Raw genomic sequence first — 25,726 nt, forward strand, 5'->3', positions numbered from 1 at the left:
TCAGTGCGGCTCACGCCGTGGGGATCACGATCACCGGGTCGGTGGTCGGCTGACCGGACGGCGAGCCGCCGGCCTGCTCGACGGTCACGGCGATCGCGTCGCCTGCCTGCATGTCCCCCGTGAGCAGGGCTGTGGCTTCCCCACCGTCGACGTCGAAGACGCCGGCGGCGACGGGGCCGTCGCCGCGCACGAACCACAGTTCGTAGGTCTGTCCGTCACCCGGGCTCGGCAGGCCGTCGGCCACCAGTACCGCCTTGCCGGCGGACGCCGACCAGTGCGCTGTGGCACTGCCGCCGTCGTCGAGCTCGACGGTCGCCTGCTGGGCATCTCCGGCGGCTTCGATCTCCTGCAGAGCGACCACGCTCGCGGGCGGGTTCAGCTGCTGATTGAGAGCGACCGCACCGATTCCGACGCCCACGAGCACGGCGAGGCATGCGGCCAGGGCGAACACGCTCCGCGTCCAGCGGCGCTGCTTCGGCTTCGGTGAGATCGCGGGCTCGGCACCGGCGCCGGCGCCGTACGAATCTGCTGTGCTCTCGGCGTTCGCCGAGGAGGGGTCCGGATCCGTTCGCGATCCGTCGTCCTGCGGCATGTCCGCGATCCGCGCGAGCAGAGCGGTACGAATGTGCGAGGGCGGGGTGACAGGCTCGACCGGGTCTGCGAGCGACGCAGCGGTGGCGGTGTCCGCATCCACAGTGTCCTCCCATTCCGGGTGCTCAGTGAGGGCAGCGCGATAGCGTCGCTCGTCTTCTGCGTCGAGCGAGTGCAGCGCGGCACCTGCCGCGAGTTCCGCGAAGTCCTTCTCGTTCATGCCGTCACCCCCATCGCCGTGCGCAGACGAGTGAGCCCGTCTCGCATCCGTGTCTTGATAGTCCCCAGCGGCGCTCCCACGAGTGCCGCGATCTCGTTCTGACTGTAACCGCCGTAATACGCGAGGACGAGCGCTTCACGTTGCGCTTCCGGAAGACCCGACAGCGCTTCGACGACCTTTCCTCCCTCGATCCCCAATTCGACCTGCTCCGCGACACTGTCGTGCGCGACGCCGATGTCCTTGAATCCCGCTCGTACGTCTCGGTCGGCGCTCGACTGCGAAGCTCGCACCCGATCGACGGCCCGGCGATGAGCGATCGTCATGATCCACGCTCGTCCCTGACCTCTGTTCGGAGCGAAGCGGGAAGCGGATTGCCAGATCTCCAGAAAGACTTCCTGGAGCACCTCCTCGCTCTGCGCGCGGTTGATCAGCACACGGAGGATGAGGCCGAACACGCGGGAGGAGAGCATGTCATAGAGAGTCGCGAAGGCAGCCTGATCACCGGAGGCGACGCGGACGATGAGGTCGGCGACAGCATCCTGCGTCGCTCCGTCCTCGGGAACGTCGAACCCATCGATGACCATCTCCATAAGCATGCCGTATCTCCTCCCCAATCACGTGCAGACGTCGCCCGAATGTGAAGGAAAAGAGATCGCGGAAATGTCCGCTCCTGCGCGGTCGTGGAGGCGGTTTCAAAGATTTCTCAGATTCGTCCCATCCGATCGCGAGCGGGCTCCGAACAGCCCTCGACGCCACGGAGAGGCCGTGGCTCAGTTCTGAAGGAGCTCGACATGTTCAGCACCAAGAAGAAGGTCACCGCAGCGATCACCCTCGGCCTGGCGAGCGCGTTCCTGCTCTCCGCCTGTTCCATGGGCAGCGGCAGCACCACGGAATCGTCCGAGCCGACGGCACCGGAGACGTCGGAGTCGACGCCGATGGAGATGGACCCGGCGGCCAACCTGGTCGGCCCCGGCTGCGCGGCATACGCCGACGCCGTGCCGGACGGCGCAGGCTCGGTCGAGGGAATGTCGCAGGACCCGGTTGCGGTCGCGGCTTCGAACAACCCGCTGCTGACCACGCTGGTCGCTGCGGTGAGCGGACAGCTCAACCCCGACGTCGACCTCGTCGACACCCTGAACGGTGGCGAATTCACCGTCTTCGCACCGGTGGATGACGCCTTCGCGAAGATCGACCCCGCCACGATCGAGGCCCTCAAGACCGACAGCGCCACGCTGAGCTCGATCCTGACGTACCACGTGGTCCCCGGACAGATCGAGCCGGCTGACATCGACGGCATGCACACGACCGTGCAGGGCGCCGACCTCGAGGTGACCGGCAGCGGCGATGACCTGAAGGTCAACGGCGCCAGCGTCATCTGCGGTGGAGTGCAGACCGCGAACGCGACCGTGTACCTGATCGACACGGTTCTGATGCCCCCGGCTTCCTAAGCCAGGGACAGCCGGGTGGGAGGACGCCCGGCACACGCCCTTCTCGGGTTCTGGAGGAGAGACCCGGGAAGGAAAGGGGCCGTCGGTGGTGCTGTGTCGCCGACGGCCCCTCGTCGTGCGCACTAGACTTTGATGAGGGGCCTCTAGCTCAGTTGGCAGAGCATCGGACTTTTAATCCGCGGGTCGTGGGTTCGAGCCCCACGGGGCCCACCCAGAAGACGATGTGCTTGGGGTATCCGCACGAACCGTCAGCAGCCCCGGGCGTCCACGCCTCCGTCGAGGAGGACGGCACATCCGCGCGCAGGTCGCTCAGGATGTCGGCGCCTCGGGTGCAACGGCCGTCGCCTCCGCGGCACGGTCTCGGCGGACGTTCTCCGCGATCAGCTGGCCGCCACTGGTCAGGAGGGCTCGACGCCAGGGCGCGACACCCTCGATCTCGATCTGGATCGACATCGAGAGCACCGTCCGGATCAGCACGATGAGGCCGAGGATCACGGCGTCCTCGATCGACGGCTTCGACGTGATGGTGCGGATGAGGTCGGCAGCGACCAAGACTTCGAGGCCGAGCAGGATAGCGGCGCCGAGCGTGTTGCGCAGGAGCAGATAGGCGGCGTGACCGTCGCCCGACCGTCGCAGCGAACGGACGGCGAGCACCACGGCGATGATGAACCCGACGACCATCGCGAGTGCACCGAGCACCTCGAAGCCCACCGCGATCACGGTGAAGAACGATTCGATCCCCTCAACCACGTGGCCCCCTCATTCTTGTTCGGTCAGGTCACCCCACCGACAGGATCACTCTACGGTGACGTCGAAGACGCGCGGATGCTCTCTCCGCCGCAGTTCGCCTCTCGGCAGCCGTCTCAGGACTCGCCGCCGGGCGCTCCGGTCAGCAGTTCTTCGCGGATGTCGGCCACTCCATCCGGGAGGGTCTCCCCTTCGAGGGCGAACACCGGCGCCTCCTGGGTGCCGCCGATGCCGCACACCGCGACGCTGTCCGCGCCGTCGAGCGTCTTGGGGATGACCACGAACCAGAGCGATGACGGTTCGAGCCGTTCGGTGGTCGCCATGTCGCCGAAGTACGTCGCGTTCGGGGCAAGGGCGCGAGTCCTCTCGGTGCAGAGCTGCACGAGCACCGAGGGAGTGAATTCCGTCCCCGCCGCCGGCGGTTCCGCGGTCTCGGACGCCGAGGGAGACGGCGTGGGGGTCGGCGAAGACGTCTTGGAGGCGGAGGGCGAGGGGCTCGCCGCCGGCTCGGGAGCGCACCCCGCGAGCAGGACGAGCGCCGAGAGGAGGACGAGTGCAGGACGAACGCGCATGTCTGGATCGTACTGCCGAGGCTCCTCGATCCGAGCGGAGCGCTCCGAGGGCCGTCGCTTCTCCCGCTCACCTGTATCACCGGCTCGCCTGCGCGGCCACCCCCTTCCCTCCTCTTCCGCTGCGGGGGATCGTGGAGTCGTCCCCCGAACGGCGGACGACTCTCCAGGAAAGGACGAACGATGACTCTCAGCGGCAGCCGCGTGGCATTCCTCGCGACCGACGGATTCGAGGACAGCGAGCTCACGAGTCCCTGGGATGCGGTGACGGCGGAAGGTGCGAGCGCGACCATGATCGCCCCGGACGGTGCGGCCATCACCGGCAAGAACGGACATGAACAGGCCGTGGATCTACACGCGTCGGCGACCGCTGCGGATCAGTTCGACGCGCTGGTTCTGCCCGGCGGCGTCGTCAACGCGGACCATCTGCGCATGGACAAGGCCTCCGTCGATCTGGCCAGGGCCTTCTTCGAGCAGCACAAGCCGGTCGGCGTGATCTGCCACGGCGCCTGGATCCTCATCGAGGCCGGTGTCGTCGACGGGCGCAGGCTCACCAGCTACCCGAGCCTGACCACCGACCTGCGCAACGCGGGCGCGACGTGGGTCGACGAAGAGGTCGTGGTCGATGAAGGCCTCGTCTCCAGCCGCACGCCCGACGATCTACCGGCGTTCAACGCGAAGCTCGTCGAGGAGATCGGCGAGGGGAAGCACGCCGGGCAGACCGCCTGACCGTGCTTCAGTCGGCGGGCTCGACCGAGGGAACGGTCCAGCCCGCCACCTCGGCCAGCCGTGGACGGTAGAGGCGGATCAACAGGTTCCATCCCTCGGGCGTCGGTATCCGGTTGGGGCGATCGTCGTCGAAGTCGCCGAGCCACACCGTCATGGATCCGTCGTCGTTCTTGACGCCGAACACGTCGTTGACGTTCGTGATGCCGGAAGCGCTCGGCTCGAAGTATCCGTCGCCGTTGTACACGCTGACCGAGTAGAACGCATCCGCCGGCACGTCGCGGAGCGTGAGCCGGTAGCGCCCGGGCTCGAGCCCGGGGAACAGTGCGACGTACTGCGCCTCATCGTCGGGGAGCCCGCCCCAGCCGGCAGCGGTTCCCAGCAGGTGATGCACGGGGTCCACCTGCTCGACGCTCCCGAAGCTCCGCGAGAATCCGGGAAGACCCTCCGCGAGCGCCAGGAGATGATCACGGGTGACCTTATGGGTCACCGGGTCGAACGCCGACGGTGCGAACGGGGTGGCAGAGCCCGCATCCACACGCATGCCGTCCTGGATGCGGTGGACGGCATCGAGGTCGTCGGGATCAGTCGGATCGAACAGCACACGGGCGGCGACCACCACGTAGTCGGAACCGAACTCGTCGACAGTGAGATCGTATGTTCCCGGCTCGTGCAGCACCCGGTTGATGTAGTGGTCCTGGTTGATGATCATGACCGAGACGTATCGGTCGCCGAACGGCGGAAGCGTGAACGTCGCTCCGTGAGAGATGTCGACGATCGCGACCGAGTAGAGCGTGTCGCGGTTCTGTCGGATCACGGGCTGCCTGTCGAGCGGTGCCAACTGCCGATCGTGGTAGATCGCGTTCACGGCCCCGGCCTGTTGCAGAATCCGATCGATCATCACGTCCGTCTCAGCACGGGCGAAGTTGTCGACATTCACGATCACATCAGACACGTCGTCTCCTCATCGTCTCTCGGCCATCGTGGCACGGAAGCCTCGCGCATGGTGTGGCCGAAAGTCTCGATTCGCCGTCTGTCAGATCCGGGCGCGGTGTCTGCGCACCGCCGCACGGTTGGCGCAACGCACGGAGCAGAAGCGCTGGCGGCCGTTGCGGGTCACGTCCGCGACGACTCTCGTGCAGGGCGCGGCCTGGCAACGACTCAGCCGGCTCATCCCCCGGGTGACCAGATGCAGCGAGGTGCCCAGGCTGATGACCGCGCGGAGCACGTAGGGCATCGACGGCACGTCGTCGCGGTAGTGCAGGTGCCATCCTTCGTCGTCGTGGTTCGTCAGGCGCGGGTAGGCGGCTGCGGCGGCGAGTTGTGCGTTGAGGAGGGCCGCTCGCGCGTCGGGGTCGGGTTCATCGACGATCGAGAGCCATTCGTCGATGACCACCCTGACCCGCTCATGGTCATCCGCGGCGGGCGGGAAGGTCTGCGTCATCCCCAGTTCGAGTGTGCGCGCCTCGATCCCTGCTCGATCCACCGGCCAGTCGTTGGCCAGTGACGCGGCCAACAGCACGGCATACTCGCCGTAAGGGTTGAGATGCATAAGACCATTACATCACGCTGGATGCATGACCTCGCTGAACACGCTTCCGATCCCCCGCGTCCACCCCGCTGCGCCGGCGCACGAGCATGCCTGGCTCGTGGAGTCACGTCATCCGACGAGCGAGGGCATCGTGCTCTATGTGCGGTGCTCGGCCTGCGACACCCGCCGGGTCGACCTGCAGGCCCACCCGCACACGCCACCGGCAGCGATGAGTACAGATCTGGGCGGAATCACGCCGTCAGCTCGATGAGCGTCCGCGCCGTCCGCAGGTTGCGTGCCGTCCCCGCGACGCCGAGCGCCCGATCCAGCACGGCCTTCGTGAGTCGGGTGGAGTGCACGCCGCCCTCGCCGTAGTCGATCCACACGTCGTCACCGACCAGCGCGATCCGCTCCGCCGGAAGGAGGCGCTGCTCCAACACCTCGATCGCACCCTCCGACGGCGAGGCCTGGAGGAACATCGCATGCACGAACTTCACGTCGCCCTCGGGGAACGGCTGCGCGGATTCCGAGGACACCAACTGCGCGTGCGTGCGGTGGATGACGGGGGTGTCCACCCCGAACTCGACCCGGATGGCCGCGCGCACAGCGTCGCACGCGGCATCCGGATCCAGTGGCGTGCGGCAGAGGATGTTGCCGCTGGCGATGTACGTGGAGACGTCGGCCAGGTCGGTCTCGGCTGCGAGCACTTCGCGGAGACGCGCCATCGGAACGCGGTTGCGGCCGCTGACGTTCACGGCCCGCAGGAGCAGGACGCTCCGACTCACGCCTTGGGGCTCTCGGCCAGTTCCGCTCCCGCGTGCACGAGCTCGGCGAGTGCGGCCTCGCTGGGCGCGGGTGCGACTCCGGCGACGAGGTCGGTGAAGATGCGGACGCGAACGCCGTGCGCGATGGCGTCGAGGGCTGTCGCCCGCACGCAGTGGTCGGTCGCGATGCCCACCACATCGGCGGTGAGCGCGCCCGCCGCGGTCAGGATCGCGCCCACCGTCTCCCCCGCCTCCGTCCGACCCTCGAACATCGAGTACGCCGGCTTCCCCTGCCCCTTGCGGACATGGTGGGTGACGGCATCGGTCGCCAGAAGCGGGTCGTACTCGGCCCCCGCTGTTCCCGCGACGCAGTGCACCGGCCACGAGTCGACGTAGTCGGGAGCCAGCGCGAAATGCCCTCCGTTGTCACCGTCGGCGTCGTGCCAGTCGCGCGAGGCGATGATCACGTCGTAGTCGCCGGCGTGGGCGGTGAGAAAGAGGGTGACGGCCGCGGCGACCGCATCGCCTCCCTCGACGGCGAGTGCCCCGCCTTCGGTGAAGTCGTTCTGGACGTCGACGATGAGAAGCGCTCTGCTCATGCTTCGAGAGTACGCCGTGAGGAACGGGAAAGGCCCCGTGATGTTCTTCGCATCACGGGGCCTTCGGAGCCGCTTGTCAGAATCGAACTGACGACCTTTTCATTACGAGTGAAATGCTCTGCCGACTGAGCTAAAGCGGCGTGCGACGCGTGAGCGGCGCGATCACCGATATTACCCTGTCTCGCGCTCTCTCGCGAATCGAGGCCGCATCACTCGCAGCGGAGGCCGTCTTCGGGCACGACATCATCGAGCAGGAAAGCCTCGACCGCGTCGTCGACGCAGGCGTTGCCCTTGTTGTACCCGGTGTGCCCTTCGCCGACGCGCGTGATCAGAACACCCTCTTCGAGCTGGTTCGCGAGTGATTCGGACCACTCGTACGGGGTAGCCGGGTCGTTCGTGGTGCCGATCACGAGAATGGGGCCTGCACCTTCGGCCTTGATCTCGCCACGCGTGCCCGTGGGAGGGTACGGCCAGACCGAGCAGGAGTCGGGGCCGGTCCAGTACGGCGCGATCGTCGGTGCGCCCTGAGCGATCTTCGCGTTGATCGCTGCCTCTGCTGCGGGATCGTCTTCTACCGGGTAGTCCATGCAGTTGTAGGCACGGAAAGCTTCGGCGGAGTTGTCGGTGTAGGTGCCGTTCTCGCGTCCGTTGTAGAAGTCGGCGAGGAACAGCGCCGATGTCGGGTCGCCCTGCAGCGCCTCATCGAGCGCCTGCGTGAGGTAGCCCCAGCTGTCCTGCGAGTAGAGCGCCGCGATGATGGCGGTCATCAGGGAGTCCGCGCCAAGCATGCGGCCGTCTCCACTCTTGAGCGGTGTGCTGTCGACGCTCGCGAGCAGCGCTCCCAGATCGGTCATCGCCTCATCGACGGTGCCGTTGAACGGGCACTCCCCCGAGTCGAGGCAGTCCTGCATGTAGGCGCGCAGCGCGGATTCGAACCCGAGCGCCTGTGTCGCTCCGACCTCGAGCCCCGGAACGGCGGGATCGATGGCGCCGTCGAGCACGAGACGACCGGCCTTCTCGGGGTACAGCTTCGCGTAGGTCGCCCCCAGGAACGTGCCATACGAGTAGCCGAGGTAGTTCAGCTGCTTGTCGCCCAGCACCGCGCGGATCAGATCCATGTCGCGGGCGGCGTTGACCGTGGTGATGTAGGGCAGGATGCCGCCGCTGTTCGCGTCGCACGCCTCGGCGAAGGCCTTGTGCGAATCGAGCAGCTCAGCCTCCCACTCCGCCGTGCCACGGGCCGCAGCGGGGATGCTGTACAGGTACTCGTCCATCTGCGGGGCGTCGTAGCAGGTCACCGCGGTCGATGCCCCGACCCCGCGCGGGTCGAACCCGATGACGTCGAAGTTCTCGATGAGGTCGGCACCGACGGCGTAGTCGAGGCTGTTGAGGATCAGGTCGACACCGCTCGCCCCGGGGCCACCCGGGTTCGTCAGCAGCGAGCCGACGGGGGTGCCCTCGGCGCGGTGCCGAACCACCGAAAGGGTGATCTCGCCCTTACCCGGGTCTTCCCAGTCGAGAGGCGCCGTGACATCGGTGCAGTCGAAGCCGACACCGCACTCCGTCCACGTCAGCTCCTGCGAGTAGAAAGGCAGCAGGTCTTCGGCGACGCCCTCGGTATCGGGGGCGCTGGTCGTCGACGGCCGCGAGGACTGCTCGGGGATCATCGCGTACAGACAGCCCGAGAGCGCGACGGACGCAGCGGCCAGCCCTGCGAGGATCGCGGCGGCTCGACGCAAGCGGGAAGTCGATCGATTGTTCACGGTTTCCTCCCGCTCGTGATGGTCACGAGCAAGCTCTCCAGGGCGAGCAGAGGGGCGACGTTGCGCTCCAACGACTGCCGCGTGTCGGCAAGGTGGTCAAGTACGACTAGCGTACGGGTCTCGGACCAGGCGGATGCGAGGTCGGTCAGCTCGGTGCGAAGCTCACTGTTGATGAGATCGTCACCACGGCCGAACTGCAGCATCACGACGTCGCGGAACAGCGACTGCAGATCGGTGAGCACGCGGTCGATCCCGTCGCGCAGGCTGCGCGTCGCCCGCTTCTTCTGATCGTCTTCGAGCGCGGAGAGCTGCGTGCGCAGGGCCGGCGGGACCGCCTGCCCCTCGGCGATGCCGATCGTGCGCAGCAGCGACGCCCGCTCCTGGGCGTCGCGCTCGGCGGTGAGCGCCTTCGCGTCCTCCGTGGCGGCCTGGATGATGCGACCGGCGACCTCGACCGCATCGCCCACTCCCCTGACACCGAGGACGGAGCGAAGAGTCTCGTCTCGGCGACGCCGAGCCGCATCGTCGGTGGCGAGTCGCTGGGCCATGCCGATGTGACGCTGCGCGTGCCGCGCCGCCTGTTCTGCGACGACCTCGTCGACGCCGGTGCGCAGACTGATGAGCCGGGCGACATCGGCGACGTCGGGTTCCCGCAACCGCAGTGAGCGCACGCGGGATCGGATCGTGGGCAGCAGGTCGGCCTCGCTGGGCGCGCACAGGATCCACACCGTCTGCTCCGGCGGCTCTTCGAGCGCTTTCAGGAGCACGTTGGAGGTGCGCTCGACCATGCGATCGGCGTCTTCGACGACGATGACCCGATAGCGCCCCGCAGACGGTGCGAAGTAGGAGCGTTCGACGAGACCGCGCGCCTCGGCGATGGTGATGATGACCTTGTCGGTGCGCAACGCCGTGACATCGGGGTGCGTGCCGGCGAGCACCTGGCGCATGACATTCTCGTCATCGGGCCGGTCGGCAATCAACGCGGCGGCGAAGGCGTACGCGAGGGTGGAGCGTCCCGAGCCCGGCGGGCCCGTGATCAACCAGGCGTGCGAGAGGGCAGACGGATCGGATGCCGCGGCGCGGAGCGTGTCGACGGCGGCGTCCTGCCCCCACACATCCGCCCAGGGAAACGGGGCGGGAACGGTCTGGGGCATGGTCTCAGCCTAATCGCGACCACCGACGCTCACGGCACGGAGGATCGCTTCCTCGCTCGGTCGAGCCGGATCAGTCGAGCAGCGCTGCGACTCTGGTCCTGATCCGCTCGGCGATGACCTCCGGCGCCGCTGCCGCGTCGAGGACGAGGAACCTGTCCGGCTCGGCCGCCGCAAGATCGAGGAAGGCATCGCGGACACGGCCATGGAACTCCGCCTGCTCGGCCTCGAGCCGGTCGAAGGGCTTGTCGGCGGAGTCCAGACGGGTGCGGGCCTCGGCGGGGTCGAGATCGAGCAGGATCGTCAGGTCCGGGAGCGCGCCCTCCGCCGCCCAGAGCGACAGATCTCGGATCTCGGTCGCGTCGAGAACCCGTCCGGCGCCCTGGTAGGCCACGGACGAATCGAGGTAGCGATCCTGCAGCACGATCTCGCCACGACGGAGCGCCGGTCGCACGACGGTCGCGACATGATGCGCCCGATCCGCGGCGTACAGCAGTGCCTCGGCGCGCGGCGCGATGTCGCCGCGATGGTGCAGGACGATGTCGCGGATGAGCTGCCCGACCTCGGAACCGCCGGGTTCGCGGGTACGGACGACGGTACGCCCGGTGTCTTCGAGCCACTGCGCGAGCAGGTTCGACTGCGTGGTCTTGCCCGAGCCGTCACCGCCCTCGAGCGTGATCCACACCCCGCGACCTGAGGTCACGAGTCCGCCTTCTCCGCCGCCTTCGCCGCAGCGTTGGCGGCGCGCGTGGCTGCCGCCTTCTTCGCAGCAGCCGACCGGGCAGCGGACGTGGCAGCTGTGGTCTTCTTCGCGGGCGCCTTCTTGGCGGCAGGCTTCTTCGCGGCCGGCTTCTTGGCGGCAGGAGCCTTCTTCGCGGCCGGCTTCTTCGCAGGAGCCTTCTTCGCTCCGCGCTTGGTAGCCGGACCCTTGGCACGCTTGTCGGCGAGCATCTGCACCGCGACCTCGAAGGTGATGTCCTCGACGGTCTGACCCCGCGGGATCGTCACGTTCGTCTCACCGTCGGTCACATACGCGCCGAAACGTCCGTCGCGGATGCGGATCGGCTTCCCGCTGACGGGATCGGCTTCGAACTCGGCGAGCGCGCTCGATGCCCGGCGACCCGCGCCGTACTTCGGCTGCGCGTAGATCTCGAGCGCCTGGTCGAGCGTCACATCGAAGATCTGCGACTCCGACTCGAGCGACCGTGAATCCGCACCCTTCTTCAGGTAGGGCCCGAACCGGCCGTTCTGCGCCGTGATCTCATCGCCCGACTCCGGGTCGACGCCCACGACGCGCGGGAGGCTCAGCAGACGCAGCGCGGTGTCGAGGTCGATCTCGTCGACCGACATCGAGCGGAAGAGCGAGGCCGTGCGCGGCTTGGGCGCTGCTTCCTTCTTCGCGCCGCGCTTGGGCTTGGGGGCCTCGACGACCTCGCCGGTGGTCTCGTCGACCGCGGCGTCTTCCGACACAGGGTCGTTCTCCTGCACGTACGGCCCGAACCGGCCGTCCTTCACCACGATGATCTTGCCGTTGTCGGGGTTCTCCCCCAGCACGCGGTCGCCGGCGACGGGAGCGTCGATGAGCTCCTGAGCCTTCTGGGCGGTCAGCTCGTCGGGTGCGAGGTCTTCGGGCACGTTGACGATGCGCGGCTTGGCCTCGGGGTTCGCGGGGTCGGCCACCTCGAGATACGGGCCGTACTTGCCGAAGCGAAGCGTGGCCGTGTCGGTGATGCGCGTGGAGTTCAGCGCACGAGCGTCGATCTCGCCGAGGTTGTCGACGACCTGGCGCAGACCCACGTGGTTGTCGGAGCCGAAGTAGAAGGACTTGAGCCACTCGACCCGGTTCTGCTCGCCGCGGGCGATCGTGTCGAGGTCGTCTTCGAGCGCAGCCGTGAAGTCGTAGTCGACGAGGTCGGCGAAGTGCTCTTCGAGCAGACGCACGACGCTGAACGCGAGCCACGTCGGCACGAGGGCCTGGCCGCGCTTGACCGCGTATCCACGGTCGAGGATCGTCTCGGGGATCGAGGCGAACGTCGAAGGACGACCGATGCCCTTCTCCTCGAGCACCTTCACGAGCGAGGCCTCGGTGTAACGGGGCTTCGGCGTGGTGCGGTGCCCCTTGGCCTCGGCGTCGGACACGGCGAGCTGATCGCCGACCGCGACAGCCGGCAGCGACTGGTTCTCCGCAGCGTCCGCGTCACCGCGCTTCTCGTCGCGGCCCTCCTCGTACGCCTCCAGGAAGCCCTTGAAGGTGTAGACGGTTCCGGAGGCCGTGAACTCGGCCTTCTTCCCGGCGGCGTCGACGGCGATCGTGACGGTTGTGGTCTCGTACTTGGCGTCCGACATCTGGCTGGCGACGGTGCGCTTCCAGATGAGGTCGTAGAGGCGCTGCTCGTCGCGATCGAGCTCGGAGGACAGCGAGGCCGGCGTGCGGAAGTTGTCACCGGAGGGACGGATGGCCTCGTGGGCCTCCTGCGCGTTCTTGCTCTTGGACTTGTACACCCGCGGCTTCAGCGGCACCGCGGCGTCGCCGTAGAGTGCCACCGCCTGGCTCCGCGCCGCCTGCACCGCCTGGGTGCTCAGCGACGTGGAGTCGGTACGCATATAGGTGATGTAGCCCTTCTCGTACAGACGCTGGGCGACACCCATAGCCTGCTTGGCTCCCATCGACAGCTTGCGCCCGGCCTCCTGCTGCATCGTGGAGGTCGTGAACGGCGCGTAGGGGCTGCGCGTTCCCGGCTTGGCCTCGACCTTCGTCACGCTTCCGGTGCCCACGGCGTCGACCGCCTGGGCGAGAGCCGTTGCGGCCGCCTCGTCGAGGATGACGACGGCCTTCTTGAGCTTGCCGTCGTCATCGAAGTCGGTGCCCCGCGCGAGCTGGCCACCGTCGACGCGGACGAGACGGATCTTGAACGAGGTGCCCGTCGCCGCAGCCGCGGCATCGACGTCCCAGTACTCGGCGGAGGTGAACGCCATGCGCTCGCGCTCTCGATCGACGATCAGACGGGTGGCCGCAGACTGCACGCGTCCGGCCGAGATTCCGGTCTTGACCTTGTACCAGAGCACGGGCGAGACATCCCAGCCGTACAGGCGGTCGAGGATGCGGCGGGTCTCCTGCGCGTCGACGAGGTCGTGGTCGAGTTCGCGGGTGTTGCCGACCGCAGCCTGGATCGCGTCCTTGGTGATCTCGTGGAAGACCATGCGCTTGACGGGAACCTTGGGCTTGAGGGTCTCGAGCAGGTGCCAGGCGATCGCCTCACCCTCGCGGTCCTCATCAGTGGCGAGCAGGAGCTCGTCGGCATTCTTCAGCGCACGCTTGAGCTCGGCGACCGTCTTGGTCTTCCGATCGGAAACGACGTAGTACGGGTCGAATCCGTTGTCGATGTCGATGGAGTACTTCCCATAGGCCTGCTTGTCAGCGGCCGGGATGTCCTTCTTGTCAGCGAGGTCGCGGATGTGGCCGACGGAGCTGAGCACCTCGTAGCCGTCGCCGAGGTATCCCTGAATAGACCGCATCTTCGTCGGGGACTCGACGATGACGAGCTTCTTGCCTTCAGCCAAGGGTGCGTCCTTTCTTCGAAGCACACCATACACACCACTGTGTGGGGTCGTTCACAGTGAGCGAGGTCGCGCTGCCGTCGCTATCCCTCGGGTGGCCCGGCACGGGCTCGGGAGACGGCTGCGAGTCCAGCGTACGCCGCCTGCACCTCCACGGTCGCCACGAAGCCCTCGAGAACGCACCCCGTGAGGGTGGCACCCACCGCCTGCGCGACCCTCGCGGCGAGTTCACACGGCTGCTCCCCCGTGGGCACGGCACCGCTCGCGGCGTCTGCTGCGGCGAGCGCGGCGGCGTCGGCCGCACCCGCCGTGCGCTGCGCCGTCACCGCCGCACCGCCGACGGCAGCGAGCCCGAGGGACAGGGCAGCCGCGACGGCGAGAACTCCGGACGCGAGAGCGGAGCCCGCCATCAGAGGCCCCCGTCGAGCGCGCAGCTCGTGGCCCGAAGCGGCATGCGGATCAGCGACCCGATGGAGGCGTCGACCGAAGCGGTGACGCACACGAGGTCGCCGGAGAGCGAGGAGGACATGCCTGCTCCGGAGACCGCCGCGTGCACCACGCGCTCCGCCGCATCCTGCCCCTCGCCGCGTCCGAGAAGACGCGCCGCATCGGCCGAGGCATCTTGAAGCGCCACCTGGCGGGATGCCGCACCGAGTGCACCCGCGCCGAGCAGAAACGCGAGCACGACCGCGGGCAGGGCCAGCGCCAACTCCGCCGAGACGGACCCGCGGTCGCCCGCGTGTCGCGGCGGTCGTGGCGAATCCTCTGGGGCGTGAGGAGGTGGCATCCGTCGAGCTCTGCGCATCATGACACCGTCAGCGCCCGCCGCACGAGATCGGTGAGGATGCCGCGGACCTCGTCGGACCGCATGATGACGACCAGGAGTCCGGCGAACGCGACCGCCGCCATCGTCGTGATCGCATACTCGGCTGTGGCGGCGCCGGTGTCGTCGCCGAACAGTGTCGCAGCACGCCGACGGTCCAGCGGGGGGATGCTCTTCATGGTGTTCCTTCTTTCTATGGGATGCGTGGGCATCGGATGGTGGGGGTGGGCTGGATACGGTCACAGCGACATCGGCGTGGAGGCGAGGACGCTGAGCAGGAGCGGCGCGACCCCGAGGAGGAGGAATGCGGGCAGCGTGCAGACGCCGAGGGGGAACAGCAGGCGCGTCGAGAGCTTCGCGGCGCGGAGGCGCCCCTGCACCCTGGCGGCGTGCCGGTCCTGGGCTGCGGATGCCCGAAGAAGTTCCGCAGCCGGCACACCCGCAGCGCGGGACAGGTCGAGCACGGCGCGGACGCGTTCCTCACCGTCGCCCGAGGTGCCGCTCTGCGACACCAGTTGCAACGCGCGATCGATGGAGGCACCGCCAGAGAGCGCGATGGCGACAAGTTCCGCTCGCATGCCCGGGGTGCCGGGAGCAGGCCGCGCCCGACGAAGCAGACGTGCTGTCCACACGCGTGCCGCCGCCACGAGGAGCAGGCCGAGGACCACACAGGCGGCGCCGAGCACGTTCCCGAAGATCACGCCGATGGTGTCGAAGCCGAGCGCGAACCCGAGCAGCAATCCGGCGAACGGCATCCAGAGCAGCAGCCGCGCCGTATCCGCCGGTTCTGCGAGTGCGATGCGCACGTCATCGGCTGCGGCAGCCGCATCCCTCAGGGTCTCCGCGATCGTCCGGAGAACCTCGGCGAGCGGTGCGCCCACGGTCGTCGCGATCTCCCAGGCGGCGGCGAGATCGACCCACGCCCCGCCCTCGGCCTCGATGGCGTCGAGCAGCGGGACTCCGCGATCGACCCGGTCAACCACTGCCCGGGCCTGCGGATCATCGGTGTCAGCCAGGTGCCGCCAGGCGACGACCGGCACCGCCCCGGCCTGCAGCAGCACGGCCAGCGTCTGCACCGCGGTCGCGGCATCCGTCGCACCCGTCTGCGCCTTTCGCGGCAAGCGACGCGGCCGCATCACCACGGCTGCACCTCTTCGATGTCGAGTCGATCCCCGGCGATCACGAGCCGCCCTGCCTGGCGGATGCGACGGGTACCTCCGGGTGCCCGATCGAGATGGAGGACGATGGTGAACGCGCTGACCGCCTGACGTGCGAGAGCGACCGCATCCATCCCGGCGAGGGCACCAAGAGCTTCGAGCCGAGCAGGAACGTCACGCAGCCCGCTCGCGTGGAGAGTGCCCGCACCGCCGTCGTGCCCGGTGTTGAGAGCGGTCAGCAGCTCGCGCACCTCTTCTCCGCGACACTCACCGACCACCAGCCGATCAGGACGCATGCGCAGCGACTCTCGAACCAGCCGCGCCAGGGTGATGGCGCCTGCTCCCTCCAGGTTCGATTGCCGGGCCTCGAGGGAGACGTGATGCGGGTGGCGCGGGCGCAGCTCGGCGACGTCTTCGATCGTGACGATGCGCTCCGTCGGAGGCACTTCCGACAGCAGCGCCGACAGCAGCGTGGTCTTGCCCGTACCCGTTCCCCCGGTGATGAGGATGTTCGCCCGCTCGGCCACCAGTCCCAGAAGCCAGACCTGTTGGGACGCGTCGAAGGCTCCGAGAGCGGCGAGCGCGTCGAGGTCGGCGGCGCGCACACGGGGAATGCGTATCGACAGCGCGGTTCCGGTGGTCGAGACCGGCGAGAGCACCGCATGCACGCGGATACCGGAGTCGAGGCGGACGTCGACGCAGGGCGCCTGGTCATCGAGATGCCGGCCTCCGAGGCCGACGAGCGCGACCGCGAGATCTCGGACCTCTCGCTCCGATGCCCTCCACCCCTCTGCGGGCTCGGCTCCGTTCCCGCGGTCGACGAACAGCCCGCCCGCCCCGTTCACGAACACATCGGTGACGGCATCGTCGAGATGGGCGAGGAGCGGTCCGAAGGCAGGATCCATGTGAAGGCGCTCGGGCGAGGCTTCCGCCACCGATGCGGCAGACCGCTCTCCCCTGGGCTGGATGACGAAGGAATCGGGCATGACGGTGACGCTATGCGGCGCCGCGCCGAGGAGAGGGCGCCGATCGCCGGACGACTCGGCCCCTGTGAAGAAGCCGACTCCTGTGCGCGCGGTGCAGGACCGGGCGACGATCACACGCGAGCGAGAAGGGAGCGCTCCCAAAGGAATGGGCGGCATCTCACGGGGGGAATGAGATGCCGCCCACGGCGGTCCACGATTGGGGGAATCGGGCACGCCAAGGCCGGAATGAGAATTCGGCTGTCGTCGAGTGTACGCAAGGCGACCGTCCGGACAAAACCGGCAGCACTACCGACTTTCGGCAGTATGCGATGGGTGGTCGCACGGATAGATTCGCCGTGACCTGGTCGCCGACCCCCACGACCATGCTCGCAAGACCCGTAAGCCGCAAAGGAGCGCCTGCCGATGAGCAGCCAGATCGACCACCTTCTCGACGAGACCCGGAAGTTCCCGCCGTCGGAGGAGTTCGTCGCCCAAACCATCACCTCGCCCGAACTGTACGAGCGTGCCGCCGCCGACCGCGAGGCCTTCTGGGGCGAGCAGTCCCGCGAACTCGTGCACTGGCACAAGCCCTTCACCCAGGTGCTCGACTGGAGCAACCCGCCGTTCGCGAAGTGGTTCGACGATGGCGAGCTGAACGTCGCCTACAACTGCCTCGACCGTCACGTCGAGGCGGGCAACGGCGACCGCGTCGCCCTGCACTGGGAGGGCGAACCGGGTGACACCCGCCGCATCACCTACGCCGAGCTCACCGACGAGGTCAAGCGCGTCGCCAACGTGCTCGAGGGACTGGGCATCGGCCAGGGCGACCGCGTCGCGATCTACCTGCCCATGATCCCCGAGGCGATCGCCTCGATGCTCGCGGTCGCGCGCGTCGGCGCCATCCACTCCGTCGTGTTCGGCGGCTTCAGCGCGGACAGCCTGCGCTCACGCATCGACGACGCCGGCGCCAAGCTGGTCATCACGGCCGACGGCGGCTACCGCAAGGGCCGCGTCTCGGCACTCAAGCCCGCCGTCGATCAGGCTCTCGCCGACCGCGGCGACGGCGAGCAGCAGACCGTCGAGCACGTGCTGGTCGTCAAGCGCGGCGAGAACGACGTCGACTGGACCGACGGCCGCGACATCTGGTGGCATGACGCCGTTCCCGCCGCATCCGCCGAGCACACCGCACAGGCCTTCCCTGCGGAGAACCCGCTCTTCATCCTCTACACCTCGGGAACGACGGGGAAGCCCAAGGGCATCCTGCACACCTCCGGTGGGTATCTCACCCAGGTGGCGTACTCGCACAAGTACGTCTTCGACCTGCACCCGGAGACCGACGTGTTCTGGTGCACGGCCGACATCGGCTGGATCACCGGACACAGCTACGTCACCTACGGCCCCCTCGCCAACGGCGCGACCCAGGTGCTCTACGAGGGAACCCCCGATGCCCCGCACCCCGGCCGGTGGTGGGAGATCATCGAGAAGTACAAGGTGTCGATCTTCTACACCGCGCCGACCGCGATCCGCTCGTTCATGAAGATCGGTCGCAGCGTCCCGGCGAAGTTCGACCTGTCGTCGCTGCGACTGCTCGGTTCGGTGGGAGAGCCCATCAACCCCGAGGCGTGGATGTGGTATCGCGAGGTCATCGGGGCGAACAAGACGCCGATCGTCGACACCTGGTGGCAGACCGAGACCGGCGCGATCATGGTGTCCGCTCTTCCGGGAGTCACCGAGACCAAGCCCGGGTCCGCCCAGGTCCCGCTCCCCGGGATCTCAATTGACGTCGTCGACGAGAGCGGAATCGAGGTCGGCAACGGCAGCGGCGGTCTGCTCGTGATCACCGAGCCGTGGCCGAGCATGCTGCGCGGCATCTGGGGCGATCCCGAGCGCTATCGCGAGACCTATTGGGAGAAGTTCGAGGACCAGGGCTACTACTTCGCCGGCGACGGAGCGCGCCTCGACGAAGACGGCGACCTCTGGCTGCTCGGACGCGTCGACGATGTCATGAACGTCTCGGGGCACCGCCTGTCGACGGCGGAGATCGAGTCGTCCCTGGTCGCGCACGAGGCGACCGCCGAGGCTGCGGTGGTCGGCGCCTCCGACGAGACGACCGGACAGGCGGTCGTCGCCTTCGTCATCATCAAGGAGAGCTACCTCGCCGCACACGAGCCTGCGGGCCTCGCCCAGCAGCTGCGTCTGTGGGTGGGCGAGCAGATCGGTGCCATCGCCCGCCCGCGCGACGTCTACATCGTCGGCGAGCTGCCGAAGACCCGCTCCGGCAAGATCATGCGTCGCCTGCTCCGCGACGTCGCCGAGGGCCGCGAGGTCGGCGACACCACCACGCTCGCCGACACCGCGGTGATGAGCATCATCTCGGCCCAGGTGAAGTAGGTCGGCTCACGCCTCCGAGGCGTGACAGACACAGAACGCGCCTCCCCTTTCCGGGGAGGCGCGTTCTCTCGTTCTGAGGCGACGGTCCACGCCGCGTACGTCGTACTCAGGCGAGAAGGAAGGCGACCTCGACCTCGACCGGGCTGCCGAGCGGGAGCTCCGCGACGCCGACGGCCGCGCGGGCATGACGACCCGCATCACCGAAGATCTCTCCGAGCACGTCGCTCGAGCCGTTGATCACGCCGGGCTGACCGGTGAATCCCTCAGCGGAGGCGACGAAGCCCCCGACTCGCAGCACGCCCGCGATGCGGTCGACGCCGCCGGCCGCATCCGCTGCCGCGGCGAGAGCGTTCAGCGCGCACGTGCGGGCGTAGGTCTTCGCGTCTTCCGCGGAGACCTCGGCGCCCACCTTGCCCACGGCGGGAAGCGCTCCGTCGACGAAGGGCAGCTGTCCCGAGGTGTAGACGAGACCGCCGTGCACGACGGCCGGCACGTAGGCGGCGACCGGAGCGGCGACAGCGGGCAGTTCGATGCCGAGCTCGGCGAGACGGTCCGAGACGCTCATGCCTGATCTCCCTCGAACTGGCGTGCGGCCTGCTCGGCGGCGGCGAGGCCGGCGTTGGCCGACGCGTCGGAGGTCACGGGGCGCTTCAGATAGGCGACGAGTCCGCCCTCCGGTCCCTGCACGACCTGCACGAGCTCCCAGCCCTGCTTGCCCCAGTTGTTGAGGATGGCTGCCGTGTTGTGGATCAGCAGCGGCGTGGTGAGGTACTCCCACGTGGTCATGGCACTCCTGTCGATCGGGGCGCGACACCGGAATTCCGGGGCGAGCTCGTCAAAGGCGGTATTCAGGGAACTCCCCTACGATCAAGCGTATGCCCCAAAAGAATCGCACGGTGAGAGGCGTGCTCGGCGGTCTCGTCGGGCTCGTCGGTCTGAGCGCCGTCGCCGGTCTCCTCGTCACGGCCAGCGTCACCCCGGTGCTCGCGATGACCGGCCTCGCAGGCACCCAGGCTCTCACCCTCTTCGATCAGCTCCCCGAGAGCCTCGACCCGAGCACGCCGATGGAGCAGTCGACGATCTACGCGACCGCCCCGGACGGTTCGACGGTCGAGCTCGCCTCGTTCTACGAGCAGAACCGCGTCCCGGTCACCTACGAGCAGGTCTCCCCGAACCTGTACGACGCGATCCTCTCGAGTGAGGACAAGAACTTCTACAGCCATGGCGGCGTGAACATCGGCGCCACGGTGAAGGCTCTCGTCGACAACGTGCGCGGCACGTCCAGCCGCGGCGCTTCGACGATCAGCCAGCAGTACGTCAAGAACGTGCTCATCCAGAAGTGCGAGCAGGAGGTCGACACGACCTCCGACACCTACTCCGAGGATCTCCAGCAGTGCTGGCTCGACGCGACCAACGCGACAGGGAGCAAGGGCATCGAGCGCAAGCTGCAGGAGATGCGGTACGCGATCCAGATCGAGAAGGACTTCTCGAAGAACGACATCCTGCTCGGGTACCTGAACATCGCCAACTTCGGTGGCACCGTGTACGGCATCGAGGCCGCAGCGAACTACTACTTCTCGACGACGGCGGCGAACCTCACGGTCGCGCAGTCGGCGACGCTCGCCGGCATCGTGCAGAACCCCAACACGTACCGCATCGACAAGGCAGAACAGGGCACGATCACGAACGCCGAGGGCGTCGCGCTGAACAACGCCGCTGACGGCTACGCGCTGACGAAGGACCGCCGCCACTACGTGCTCGGTCGCATGCTCGCCGACGGCAAGATCACGCAGGCGCAGTACGACGAGGCCGACGCCTCGGACATCGCGCCGGCCCTGAATCCTCCGACCCAGGGCTGCGCGTCCGCTGGGGCCAGCGCATACTTCTGCCAGTACGTGAAGTCGATCGTGCTGAACGACGAGGCCTTCGGCAAGACCCAGCAGGAGCGGACGGACCTGCTCCGCCGCGGCGGTCTGAAGATCTACACCACGCTCGACTACCGCATCCAGACCCCCGCCGCCGAGAAGATGGCAGAGGTCGTTCCCGCGAACGCCGACAACGCGTACTTCGGCGCTGCCGGCGTCTCGGTCGAGGTCGGCACCGGTCGCATCCTCTCCATGACGCAGAACACGCTGTTCACCGAGACTCCCACCGACGACCAGGCCTATTCGTCGCTGGTGTTCGCCGGCGACAGGGAGCACGGCAACTCCGGCGGCTTCCAGGTCGGCTCGACCTACAAGCTCTTCACCCTGATCGACTGGCTCGAGAAGGGGCACTCCGTCAACGAGGTTCTCAACGGAAGCGTGCAGACGAACCTGAAGATCCCCGTCTGCGGCGCAAAGCAGAACGCCAACACGAAGGAGATCGGCAACTTCGGCGGCGGTGGCGGTGGAACCGGGTCCGTGCTGAGCTTCACGAAGAACTCGCTCAACAGTGGTTACTTCGCGATGGCGTCGAAGCTCGACATCTGCGACATCAACAAGGTCGCCGACCGTATGGGCGTCACGCTGGCGAACGGCGGCAAGGTCACCGACGAGAACGTGCCCTTCGACGTGCTCGGCCCGAAGAACATCTCGCCCCTCGCGATGGCGAACGCCTACGCGACCGTCGCCAGCGGCGGCACGTACTGCACGCCGCGCGCGATCGATCGCGTCGTCGGCCCCGACGGCCAGGACCGTGAGCTGCCCGCCTCCTCGTGCACCGAGGGCGTGATCTCTCCCGACGTCGCAGCGACCGCTGCCTTCGCACTGCAGAGCGTGATGGGTGGCGGCGGCACCGGTGCCCGGGCCAACACCAACGACGGCACGCCGCTGATCGGCAAGACCGGAACGCACGACACCTGGTCGACCATGATGATCGAGTCCAGCACCAAGGTCGCCACGGCGGTGTGGGCCGGGCGTTGGCAGGGTCAGGAGAACATCTACCGCAAGAGGGCCAACGGCTGGAACCTCAACGACATGCGTTACCCGGTGGCACAGGCCGCACAGGCCGCAGCCAATGCCGCCTACCCCGGAAGTGCCTTCCCGAAGCCCGATGGCAAGCTGACCCGCCAGCAGCTGGCGACGGTTCCGAGCGTCGTGGGCAAGTCGGTGGAGGAGGCGACCGCGATCCTGACGGACGCGGGCTTCCAGGTCTCCGTCGGAGGGGCCGTCGACAGCGATCTCGCCGCCGGTCTCGTCGCAGCGCAAGATCCCAACGGGGAAGCTGCGACCGGCGCGACCGTCACCCTCACGACGAGCAACGGGCAGGGCACGACCGTTCCCGCGAATCTCGTCGGGATGTCGAGAGCCCAGGCCTCTGCCGCGCTCGGTGCCGCAGGATTCACGAACATCGAGTTCGACAACTCCTGCAATCCACCGACCTCCGTCGTTGGCAGTTCCGACCCGGCTCCCGGCACCGCGGCCAGCAAGTCCACGTCCGTCCGTGTGACGTGCCAGTAGTCGCACGCCGCGCCGCACACCCGGCCCTCGTCGCGCTCGGCGCGGTGGGGGCCGTGGGTGCGGCGGCCGCGATCTGGGGCATCGGCATCGAGAGGTACCTCTTCACGGTGCGGGAGGCCACGGCGAAGGCGCTGCCGTCCGGCTCCGCGCCGCTGCGCATCCTGCACATCTCCGATGCGCACATGGCGCCGTGGCAACACCGCAAACAGGACTGGCTCGCCTCCCTCGCGGAGTTGAAGCCCGACCTCATCGTGAACACCGGAGACAACCTCGGCCACGAGAACGGCCTGGAAGGCATCCGACGCGCTTTCGACCCGCTCGCGGGCATCCCCGGCGTCTTCGTGCACGGATCGAACGACGTCGCCGCGCCGTCGCCGCGCAACCCGTTTCGCTATTTCCTCGGACCGTCCAAGAAGCACCACAAGCCGGAGCTTCTGGACACCGACGCGATGGACCGCTACTTCACGGACGAGCTCGGCTGGACCGACCTGAACAACGCGGCGGCGCGGCTGCGCATCGCCGGCGCCGAGGTCGACCTCTTCGGCGTCAATGACGCCCACCGCGACTGGGACCGGCTGGATGAGCTTCCCGACGCCATCGCCGCTCTCGGGGCCCGCGAGTCCACGACTCCGGTGCTCGGGGTCACACACGCGCCCTATCAGCGCGTGCTCAACGGCTTCACCGATCTCGGAGCCGACGCGATCCTCGGTGGCCACACGCACGGCGGTCAGGTCTGCCTCCCGGGATTCGGCGCGCTCGTGGCGAACTGCGACATCCCCCTCAAGCAGGCCAAGGGCCTGAGCACGTGGTCGCACGGCGACCGCACCGTGCCGCTCAACGTCAGCGCGGGCTGCGGACACTCCATCTACGCCCCCGTGCGCTTCGCGTGTCGGCCCGAGGCGACGCTGCTCACGCTGACCGCGCGGGACTGATCCTGCCTCGATTCGGCGCAGAGAGCATTTCCCTGTAGACTCGGAGGGTTGCAAACGGGGTGTGGCGCAGCTTGGTAGCGCGCTTCGTTCGGGACGAAGAGGTCGCAGGTTCAAATCCTGTCACCCCGACCAGTGACACCGGAAGGCCGCCCTCAGGGGCGGCCTTCTCTGTATCGGGATCGCGCACGAAGGGAACGCATGAGCTCTCTGCTCCCGCCGCCGCGCCGCTTCACACGTGCCTGGGCCCTCGTCCTCGGCATCCCTTTCCTGATCGGCCTGGCCGCTCTCACCCTCACGCCCTCCCGGGTCGAGGAGACCATGCCGAACCTGCTCGATGTCGTGCTCACCACAGCCCATCGTCTCGGCTGGGAATCGCTCGACTTCACCCGCCTCGAGATCATCGCGAACGTGCTCGTGTTCGTGCCGGTCGGCATCCTCGCCTTCCTGCTCCTGCCCCGTCGGGTGTGGTTCCTCGCGCTCCTGGTCGGCCCCGTGCTTTCGGCGGCGATCGAGACGGCGCAGCGCGTGGCGCTCCCCCACCGTGCGGCGACGGTGAACGACGTCGTGGCCAACTCCACGGGCGCGATCCTCGGGGTCGCCCTCGCTGTCGTGGTCACTCTGCTCGTCGCCCCGCGTTCCTCCCAGCGTCCACCTTCTAGGCTGGAGACATCATGACCGCGCCCACACTCGTCGCCTTCGACCTCGATGACACGCTCGCTCCCTCGAAGGGTCTGATCGACCCGCGAATCGCCGCTCTGCTGCGCGCCCTCCTGCGCACGGTCGACGTCGCCATCATCTCGGGTGGTAACGAGGCCCAGTTCCGCTCGCAGGTGGTGTCACGCCTCGGCGACGCCGACCCCGCGGATCTCGCGCGTCTGCACCTGCTGCCCACGTGCGGCACCCGCTACCTCCGCCACGACGGCACCGACTTCATGCCGGTCTACGCCCACGACCTCAGCGACGCCGAGAAGCAGGCCGCGCTGACGGCCCTGCGCGAAGAGGCCGAACGGCTCGGGCTCTGGGAGGCCGAGCCGTGGGGCGACATCCTCGAAGACCGCGGTTCGCAGATCACTTTCTCGGCGCTAGGACAGAGCGCCCCGCGCGAAGCGAAGCATGACTGGGACCCGACGGGGGCCAAGCGCGGTGCGCTGCGCGATGCGGTCGCTGCACGTCTTCCCGGTCTCGAGGTGCGCTCGGGCGGCTCGACCTCGATCGACATCACCCAGGCCGGCATCGACAAGGCCTTCGGTATGCGGCAGCTCGCCGCCCGCACGGGCATAGCGCTGACCGACATGCTGTTCTACGGCGACCGGCTCGACGAGGGCGGCAACGACTACCCCGTGCTCGCGATCGGTGTGCCCTCCGTGGCTGTGGAGGGCTGGGAAGACACCGCCGACAAGCTCGACGCCCTTCTGCTCACGCTCTGACCTGAGCAGTGTCGCGCAGCGCGACACGGCAGCAGGGTCCTAGCATGGCGTCATGGATGCCCTGCTGATCGTCATCATCGTCGCCGCGGTCACCAGTGCCGCCTGCTGGGTGCTCTCCCTGATCACCCGAGACACATCCTGGGTCGACCGCGCATGGTCGATCGTGCCGGTTGTCTACGTCTGGATCTTCGTCGCTGGGGCCTTCGTGAACGGCGAAGGATCCGCCCGTGTGGTCGTGATGGGAGTGCTCGCGACCGCGTGGGGCGCACGCCTGACCTTCAACTTCGCCCGCAAGGGCGGCTACACCGGGATGGAGGACTACCGGTGGGCCATCCTGCGGGGACGGATGCGCCCCTGGCAGTTCCAGATCTTCAACGTGCTGTTCATCATCTGCTACCAGATGGCGCTGCTCGTGCTCATCACGCTCCCCGCCGCCGTCGCCGCGCAGAATCCCTCCGCCCTCACCGGGTGGGATGCGCTGTTCATCGCCGCCTTCGTCGCCTTCCTGGCCGGGGAGACCGTCGCCGACCAGCAGCAGTGGCGGTTCCATCAGCGCAAGAAGGAGGCGGGCGGCACTCTCGCACCCGGCTTCGCCACGACGGGCCTGTTCCGGTACAGCCGGCACCCGAACTTCTTCTTCGAACAGGCGCAGTGGTGGGCCTTCTATGCGATCGGCGCGACCGCGGCGGTCACCGGCAGCGCCGGTGTCATCGGAGGGGTGCTGAACCCCACCATCGTCGGCCCCGCCCTGCTCACGGTGCTGTTCATCGGGTCGACGATCTTCACCGAGTCGATCACCGCGTCGAAGTACCCGGCCTACGCCGACTACCGCCGCACGACGTCGATGCTTGTGCCATGGCCCCCGCGCGCACGAGCGGTGGCCACGCAGTCCTGAGACCGCAGAGCCACCGCGCGAGCGGGATC

28 protein-coding genes and 3 tRNA genes are annotated in these 25,726 nt (G+C 68.1%); 11 read left to right on the top strand and 20 right to left on the bottom strand.

Annotated elements, in window-relative coordinates; all coding sequences use genetic code 11:
• Positions 1 to 10: 10 nt before the first annotated feature.
• Positions 11 to 811, bottom strand: a complete 801-nt coding sequence (locus tag ACP699_RS07035) for an anti-sigma factor (RefSeq protein WP_055873930.1) — start codon at positions 809 to 811, stop codon at positions 11 to 13.
• Complete coding sequence (sigK, locus tag ACP699_RS07040; RefSeq protein ID WP_031205569.1) at positions 808 to 1,407, bottom strand: ECF RNA polymerase sigma factor SigK; 600 nt, start codon at positions 1,405 to 1,407, stop codon at positions 808 to 810. The genes ACP699_RS07035 and sigK overlap by 4 nt, the downstream gene beginning before the upstream one ends.
• Before the next feature lie 195 nt (positions 1,408 to 1,602).
• Here sigK and ACP699_RS07045 point away from each other — a divergent pair, with 195 nt between their 5' ends.
• Positions 1,603 to 2,259 carry a fasciclin domain-containing protein gene (locus ACP699_RS07045; RefSeq protein WP_017828978.1) on the top strand — a complete coding sequence of 219 codons (657 nt, stop codon included), beginning with the start codon at positions 1,603 to 1,605 and terminating at the stop codon, positions 2,257 to 2,259.
• A 137-nt stretch (positions 2,260 to 2,396) separates the two neighbouring features.
• Positions 2,397 to 2,469 (top strand) — tRNA-Lys (locus ACP699_RS07050).
• 99 nt (positions 2,470 to 2,568) lie between these two features.
• Here the strand turns inward: ACP699_RS07050 and ACP699_RS07055 are convergent.
• Complete coding sequence (locus ACP699_RS07055) at positions 2,569 to 3,009, bottom strand: DUF1622 domain-containing protein (protein ID WP_055865269.1); 441 nt, start codon at positions 3,007 to 3,009, stop codon at positions 2,569 to 2,571.
• A 113-nt stretch (positions 3,010 to 3,122) separates the two neighbouring features.
• Positions 3,123 to 3,578, bottom strand: coding sequence for a hypothetical protein (locus ACP699_RS07060; protein ID WP_127482830.1), 456 nt, complete (start codon positions 3,576 to 3,578; stop codon positions 3,123 to 3,125).
• Between the two features lie 180 nt (positions 3,579 to 3,758).
• Between ACP699_RS07060 and ACP699_RS07065 the strand changes: the two genes are divergently transcribed.
• Positions 3,759 to 4,304, top strand: coding sequence for a type 1 glutamine amidotransferase domain-containing protein (locus ACP699_RS07065; protein WP_141385840.1), 546 nt, complete (start codon positions 3,759 to 3,761; stop codon positions 4,302 to 4,304).
• Between the two features lie 7 nt (positions 4,305 to 4,311).
• On the opposite strand, the gene ACP699_RS07070 is transcribed toward ACP699_RS07065, so the two are convergent.
• On the bottom strand, positions 4,312 to 5,256 hold the full coding sequence (locus ACP699_RS07070; RefSeq protein WP_426170276.1) for a DUF1254 domain-containing protein: 945 nt from the start codon (positions 5,254 to 5,256) through the stop codon (positions 4,312 to 4,314).
• An 81-nt stretch (positions 5,257 to 5,337) separates the two neighbouring features.
• Positions 5,338 to 5,853 carry a CGNR zinc finger domain-containing protein gene (locus tag ACP699_RS07075; protein ID WP_055865274.1) on the bottom strand — a complete coding sequence of 172 codons (516 nt, stop codon included), beginning with the start codon at positions 5,851 to 5,853 and terminating at the stop codon, positions 5,338 to 5,340.
• Between the two features lie 25 nt (positions 5,854 to 5,878).
• Here ACP699_RS07075 and ACP699_RS07080 point away from each other — a divergent pair, with 25 nt between their 5' ends.
• Positions 5,879 to 6,103: a hypothetical protein gene (locus ACP699_RS07080; RefSeq protein WP_082524259.1), complete on the top strand. Its 225-nt coding sequence runs from the start codon at positions 5,879 to 5,881 to the stop codon at positions 6,101 to 6,103.
• Here ACP699_RS07080 and ACP699_RS07085 read toward each other — a convergent pair.
• From ACP699_RS07085 to ACP699_RS07140, 12 genes are all read right to left on the bottom strand, one after another.
• Positions 6,084 to 6,617 carry a DUF1697 domain-containing protein gene (locus ACP699_RS07085; protein WP_426170278.1) on the bottom strand — a complete coding sequence of 178 codons (534 nt, stop codon included), beginning with the start codon at positions 6,615 to 6,617 and terminating at the stop codon, positions 6,084 to 6,086. The two genes, ACP699_RS07080 and ACP699_RS07085, sit on opposite strands and share 20 nt — an antisense overlap.
• On the bottom strand, positions 6,614 to 7,195 hold the full coding sequence (locus tag ACP699_RS07090; protein WP_426170280.1) for an isochorismatase family protein: 582 nt from the start codon (positions 7,193 to 7,195) through the stop codon (positions 6,614 to 6,616). The genes ACP699_RS07085 and ACP699_RS07090 overlap by 4 nt, the downstream gene beginning before the upstream one ends.
• Before the next feature lie 67 nt (positions 7,196 to 7,262).
• Positions 7,263 to 7,335: transfer RNA gene (locus ACP699_RS07095), tRNA-Thr, on the bottom strand.
• 69 nt (positions 7,336 to 7,404) lie between these two features.
• A complete protein-coding gene (locus ACP699_RS07100) occupies positions 7,405 to 8,958 on the bottom strand; it encodes an alpha/beta hydrolase (protein WP_426170282.1) in 1,554 nt (517 codons plus the stop codon).
• Positions 8,955 to 10,112: a DNA polymerase III subunit delta' gene (locus ACP699_RS07105; RefSeq protein ID WP_055873937.1), complete on the bottom strand. Its 1,158-nt coding sequence runs from the start codon at positions 10,110 to 10,112 to the stop codon at positions 8,955 to 8,957. The genes ACP699_RS07100 and ACP699_RS07105 overlap by 4 nt, the downstream gene beginning before the upstream one ends.
• Positions 10,113 to 10,182: 70 nt before the next feature.
• On the bottom strand, positions 10,183 to 10,812 hold the full coding sequence (gene tmk / locus ACP699_RS07110) for a dTMP kinase (protein WP_426170284.1): 630 nt from the start codon (positions 10,810 to 10,812) through the stop codon (positions 10,183 to 10,185).
• Positions 10,809 to 13,670 (bottom strand): type I DNA topoisomerase, encoded by a 2,862-nt coding sequence (topA, locus tag ACP699_RS07115; protein WP_426170286.1) that lies wholly within the window; start codon positions 13,668 to 13,670, stop codon positions 10,809 to 10,811. The genes tmk and topA overlap by 4 nt, the downstream gene beginning before the upstream one ends.
• 80 nt (positions 13,671 to 13,750) lie before the next feature.
• Positions 13,751 to 14,077, bottom strand: a complete 327-nt coding sequence (locus ACP699_RS07120) for a helicase (protein ID WP_426170288.1) — start codon at positions 14,075 to 14,077, stop codon at positions 13,751 to 13,753.
• On the bottom strand, positions 14,077 to 14,376 hold the full coding sequence (locus tag ACP699_RS07125) for a TadE family type IV pilus minor pilin (protein ID WP_082531368.1): 300 nt from the start codon (positions 14,374 to 14,376) through the stop codon (positions 14,077 to 14,079). The genes ACP699_RS07120 and ACP699_RS07125 overlap by 1 nt, the downstream gene beginning before the upstream one ends.
• 95 nt (positions 14,377 to 14,471) lie before the next feature.
• Entirely contained in the window at positions 14,472 to 14,669 is a 198-nt protein-coding gene (locus tag ACP699_RS07130) for a DUF4244 domain-containing protein (protein ID WP_017829065.1), read from the bottom strand.
• Positions 14,670 to 14,729: 60 nt separating this feature from the next.
• Positions 14,730 to 15,626 carry a type II secretion system F family protein gene (locus ACP699_RS07135; protein ID WP_426171548.1) on the bottom strand — a complete coding sequence of 299 codons (897 nt, stop codon included), beginning with the start codon at positions 15,624 to 15,626 and terminating at the stop codon, positions 14,730 to 14,732.
• Positions 15,626 to 16,633: a TadA family conjugal transfer-associated ATPase gene (locus tag ACP699_RS07140; protein WP_229778813.1), complete on the bottom strand. Its 1,008-nt coding sequence runs from the start codon at positions 16,631 to 16,633 to the stop codon at positions 15,626 to 15,628. Before ACP699_RS07140 ends, ACP699_RS07135 begins: the two co-directional genes overlap by 1 nt.
• Before the next feature lie 402 nt (positions 16,634 to 17,035).
• On the opposite strand from ACP699_RS07140, the gene acs reads away from it, so the two are divergent.
• Positions 17,036 to 19,003: an acetate--CoA ligase gene (gene acs, locus ACP699_RS07145; RefSeq protein WP_426170291.1), complete on the top strand. Its 1,968-nt coding sequence runs from the start codon at positions 17,036 to 17,038 to the stop codon at positions 19,001 to 19,003.
• Between the two features lie 106 nt (positions 19,004 to 19,109).
• Here the strand turns inward: acs and ACP699_RS07150 are convergent, their stop codons facing one another.
• The gene (locus tag ACP699_RS07150; RefSeq protein ID WP_017829069.1) at positions 19,110 to 19,568 is read right to left on the bottom strand and encodes a RidA family protein; all 459 of its coding nucleotides are present in this window, start codon (positions 19,566 to 19,568) and stop codon (positions 19,110 to 19,112) included.
• On the bottom strand, positions 19,565 to 19,789 hold the full coding sequence (locus ACP699_RS07155) for a hypothetical protein (RefSeq protein ID WP_017829070.1): 225 nt from the start codon (positions 19,787 to 19,789) through the stop codon (positions 19,565 to 19,567). The genes ACP699_RS07150 and ACP699_RS07155 overlap by 4 nt, the downstream gene beginning before the upstream one ends.
• Before the next feature lie 89 nt (positions 19,790 to 19,878).
• Here ACP699_RS07155 and ACP699_RS07160 point away from each other — a divergent pair, with 89 nt between their 5' ends.
• From ACP699_RS07160 to ACP699_RS07185, 6 genes are all read left to right on the top strand, one after another.
• The gene (locus tag ACP699_RS07160) at positions 19,879 to 22,443 is read left to right on the top strand and encodes a transglycosylase domain-containing protein (protein ID WP_426170294.1); all 2,565 of its coding nucleotides are present in this window, start codon (positions 19,879 to 19,881) and stop codon (positions 22,441 to 22,443) included.
• Complete coding sequence (locus ACP699_RS07165; protein ID WP_055873959.1) at positions 22,434 to 23,375, top strand: metallophosphoesterase; 942 nt, start codon at positions 22,434 to 22,436, stop codon at positions 23,373 to 23,375. The genes ACP699_RS07160 and ACP699_RS07165 overlap by 10 nt, the downstream gene beginning before the upstream one ends.
• A gap of 55 nt (positions 23,376 to 23,430) precedes the next feature.
• Positions 23,431 to 23,507 (top strand) — tRNA-Pro (locus ACP699_RS07170).
• Positions 23,508 to 23,573: 66 nt separating this feature from the next.
• On the top strand, positions 23,574 to 24,050 hold the full coding sequence (locus ACP699_RS07175) for a VanZ family protein (protein WP_055865306.1): 477 nt from the start codon (positions 23,574 to 23,576) through the stop codon (positions 24,048 to 24,050).
• A complete protein-coding gene (locus tag ACP699_RS07180; RefSeq protein ID WP_426170297.1) occupies positions 24,047 to 24,802 on the top strand; it encodes an HAD-IIB family hydrolase in 756 nt (251 codons plus the stop codon). Before ACP699_RS07175 ends, ACP699_RS07180 begins: the two co-directional genes overlap by 4 nt.
• A 52-nt stretch (positions 24,803 to 24,854) precedes the next feature.
• Positions 24,855 to 25,697 carry a DUF1295 domain-containing protein gene (locus tag ACP699_RS07185; RefSeq protein ID WP_426170299.1) on the top strand — a complete coding sequence of 281 codons (843 nt, stop codon included), beginning with the start codon at positions 24,855 to 24,857 and terminating at the stop codon, positions 25,695 to 25,697.
• The last annotated feature ends 29 nt before the right edge of the window (positions 25,698 to 25,726 follow it).

It is taken from the genome of Microbacterium sp. DWRC1-3 (assembly GCF_049896645.1).
GTDB classification, from domain to species: domain Bacteria; phylum Actinomycetota; class Actinomycetes; order Actinomycetales; family Microbacteriaceae; genus Microbacterium; species Microbacterium maritypicum.

Coding starts and splice junctions, on each gene's coding strand:
- ACP699_RS07035 (WP_055873930.1), bottom strand. CDS start 811: ATGAACGAGAAGGACTTCGCGGAACTCGCGGCAGGTGCCGCGCTGCAC.
- sigK (WP_031205569.1), bottom strand. CDS start 1,407: ATGCTTATGGAGATGGTCATCGATGGGTTCGACGTTCCCGAGGACGGA.
- ACP699_RS07045 (WP_017828978.1), top strand. CDS start 1,603: ATGTTCAGCACCAAGAAGAAGGTCACCGCAGCGATCACCCTCGGCCTG.
- ACP699_RS07060 (WP_127482830.1), bottom strand. CDS start 3,578: ATGCGCGTTCGTCCTGCACTCGTCCTCCTCTCGGCGCTCGTCCTGCTC.
- ACP699_RS07065 (WP_141385840.1), top strand. CDS start 3,759: ATGACTCTCAGCGGCAGCCGCGTGGCATTCCTCGCGACCGACGGATTC.
- ACP699_RS07075 (WP_055865274.1), bottom strand. CDS start 5,853: ATGCATCTCAACCCTTACGGCGAGTATGCCGTGCTGTTGGCCGCGTCA.
- ACP699_RS07080 (WP_082524259.1), top strand. CDS start 5,879: ATGACCTCGCTGAACACGCTTCCGATCCCCCGCGTCCACCCCGCTGCG.
- ACP699_RS07090 (WP_426170280.1), bottom strand. CDS start 7,195: ATGAGCAGAGCGCTTCTCATCGTCGACGTCCAGAACGACTTCACCGAA.
- ACP699_RS07105 (WP_055873937.1), bottom strand. CDS start 10,112: ATGCCCCAGACCGTTCCCGCCCCGTTTCCCTGGGCGGATGTGTGGGGG.
- ACP699_RS07120 (WP_426170288.1), bottom strand. CDS start 14,077: ATGGCGGGCTCCGCTCTCGCGTCCGGAGTTCTCGCCGTCGCGGCTGCC.
- ACP699_RS07130 (WP_017829065.1), bottom strand. CDS start 14,669: ATGAAGAGCATCCCCCCGCTGGACCGTCGGCGTGCTGCGACACTGTTC.
- ACP699_RS07135 (WP_426171548.1), bottom strand. CDS start 15,626: ATGCGGCCGCGTCGCTTGCCGCGAAAGGCGCAGACGGGTGCGACGGAT.
- ACP699_RS07140 (WP_229778813.1), bottom strand. CDS start 16,633: ATGCCCGATTCCTTCGTCATCCAGCCCAGGGGAGAGCGGTCTGCCGCA.
- acs (WP_426170291.1), top strand. CDS start 17,036: ATGAGCAGCCAGATCGACCACCTTCTCGACGAGACCCGGAAGTTCCCG.
- ACP699_RS07150 (WP_017829069.1), bottom strand. CDS start 19,568: ATGAGCGTCTCGGACCGTCTCGCCGAGCTCGGCATCGAACTGCCCGCT.
- ACP699_RS07155 (WP_017829070.1), bottom strand. CDS start 19,789: ATGACCACGTGGGAGTACCTCACCACGCCGCTGCTGATCCACAACACG.
- ACP699_RS07160 (WP_426170294.1), top strand. CDS start 19,879: ATGCCCCAAAAGAATCGCACGGTGAGAGGCGTGCTCGGCGGTCTCGTC.
- ACP699_RS07175 (WP_055865306.1), top strand. CDS start 23,574: ATGAGCTCTCTGCTCCCGCCGCCGCGCCGCTTCACACGTGCCTGGGCC.
- ACP699_RS07180 (WP_426170297.1), top strand. CDS start 24,047: ATGACCGCGCCCACACTCGTCGCCTTCGACCTCGATGACACGCTCGCT.
- ACP699_RS07185 (WP_426170299.1), top strand. CDS start 24,855: ATGGATGCCCTGCTGATCGTCATCATCGTCGCCGCGGTCACCAGTGCC.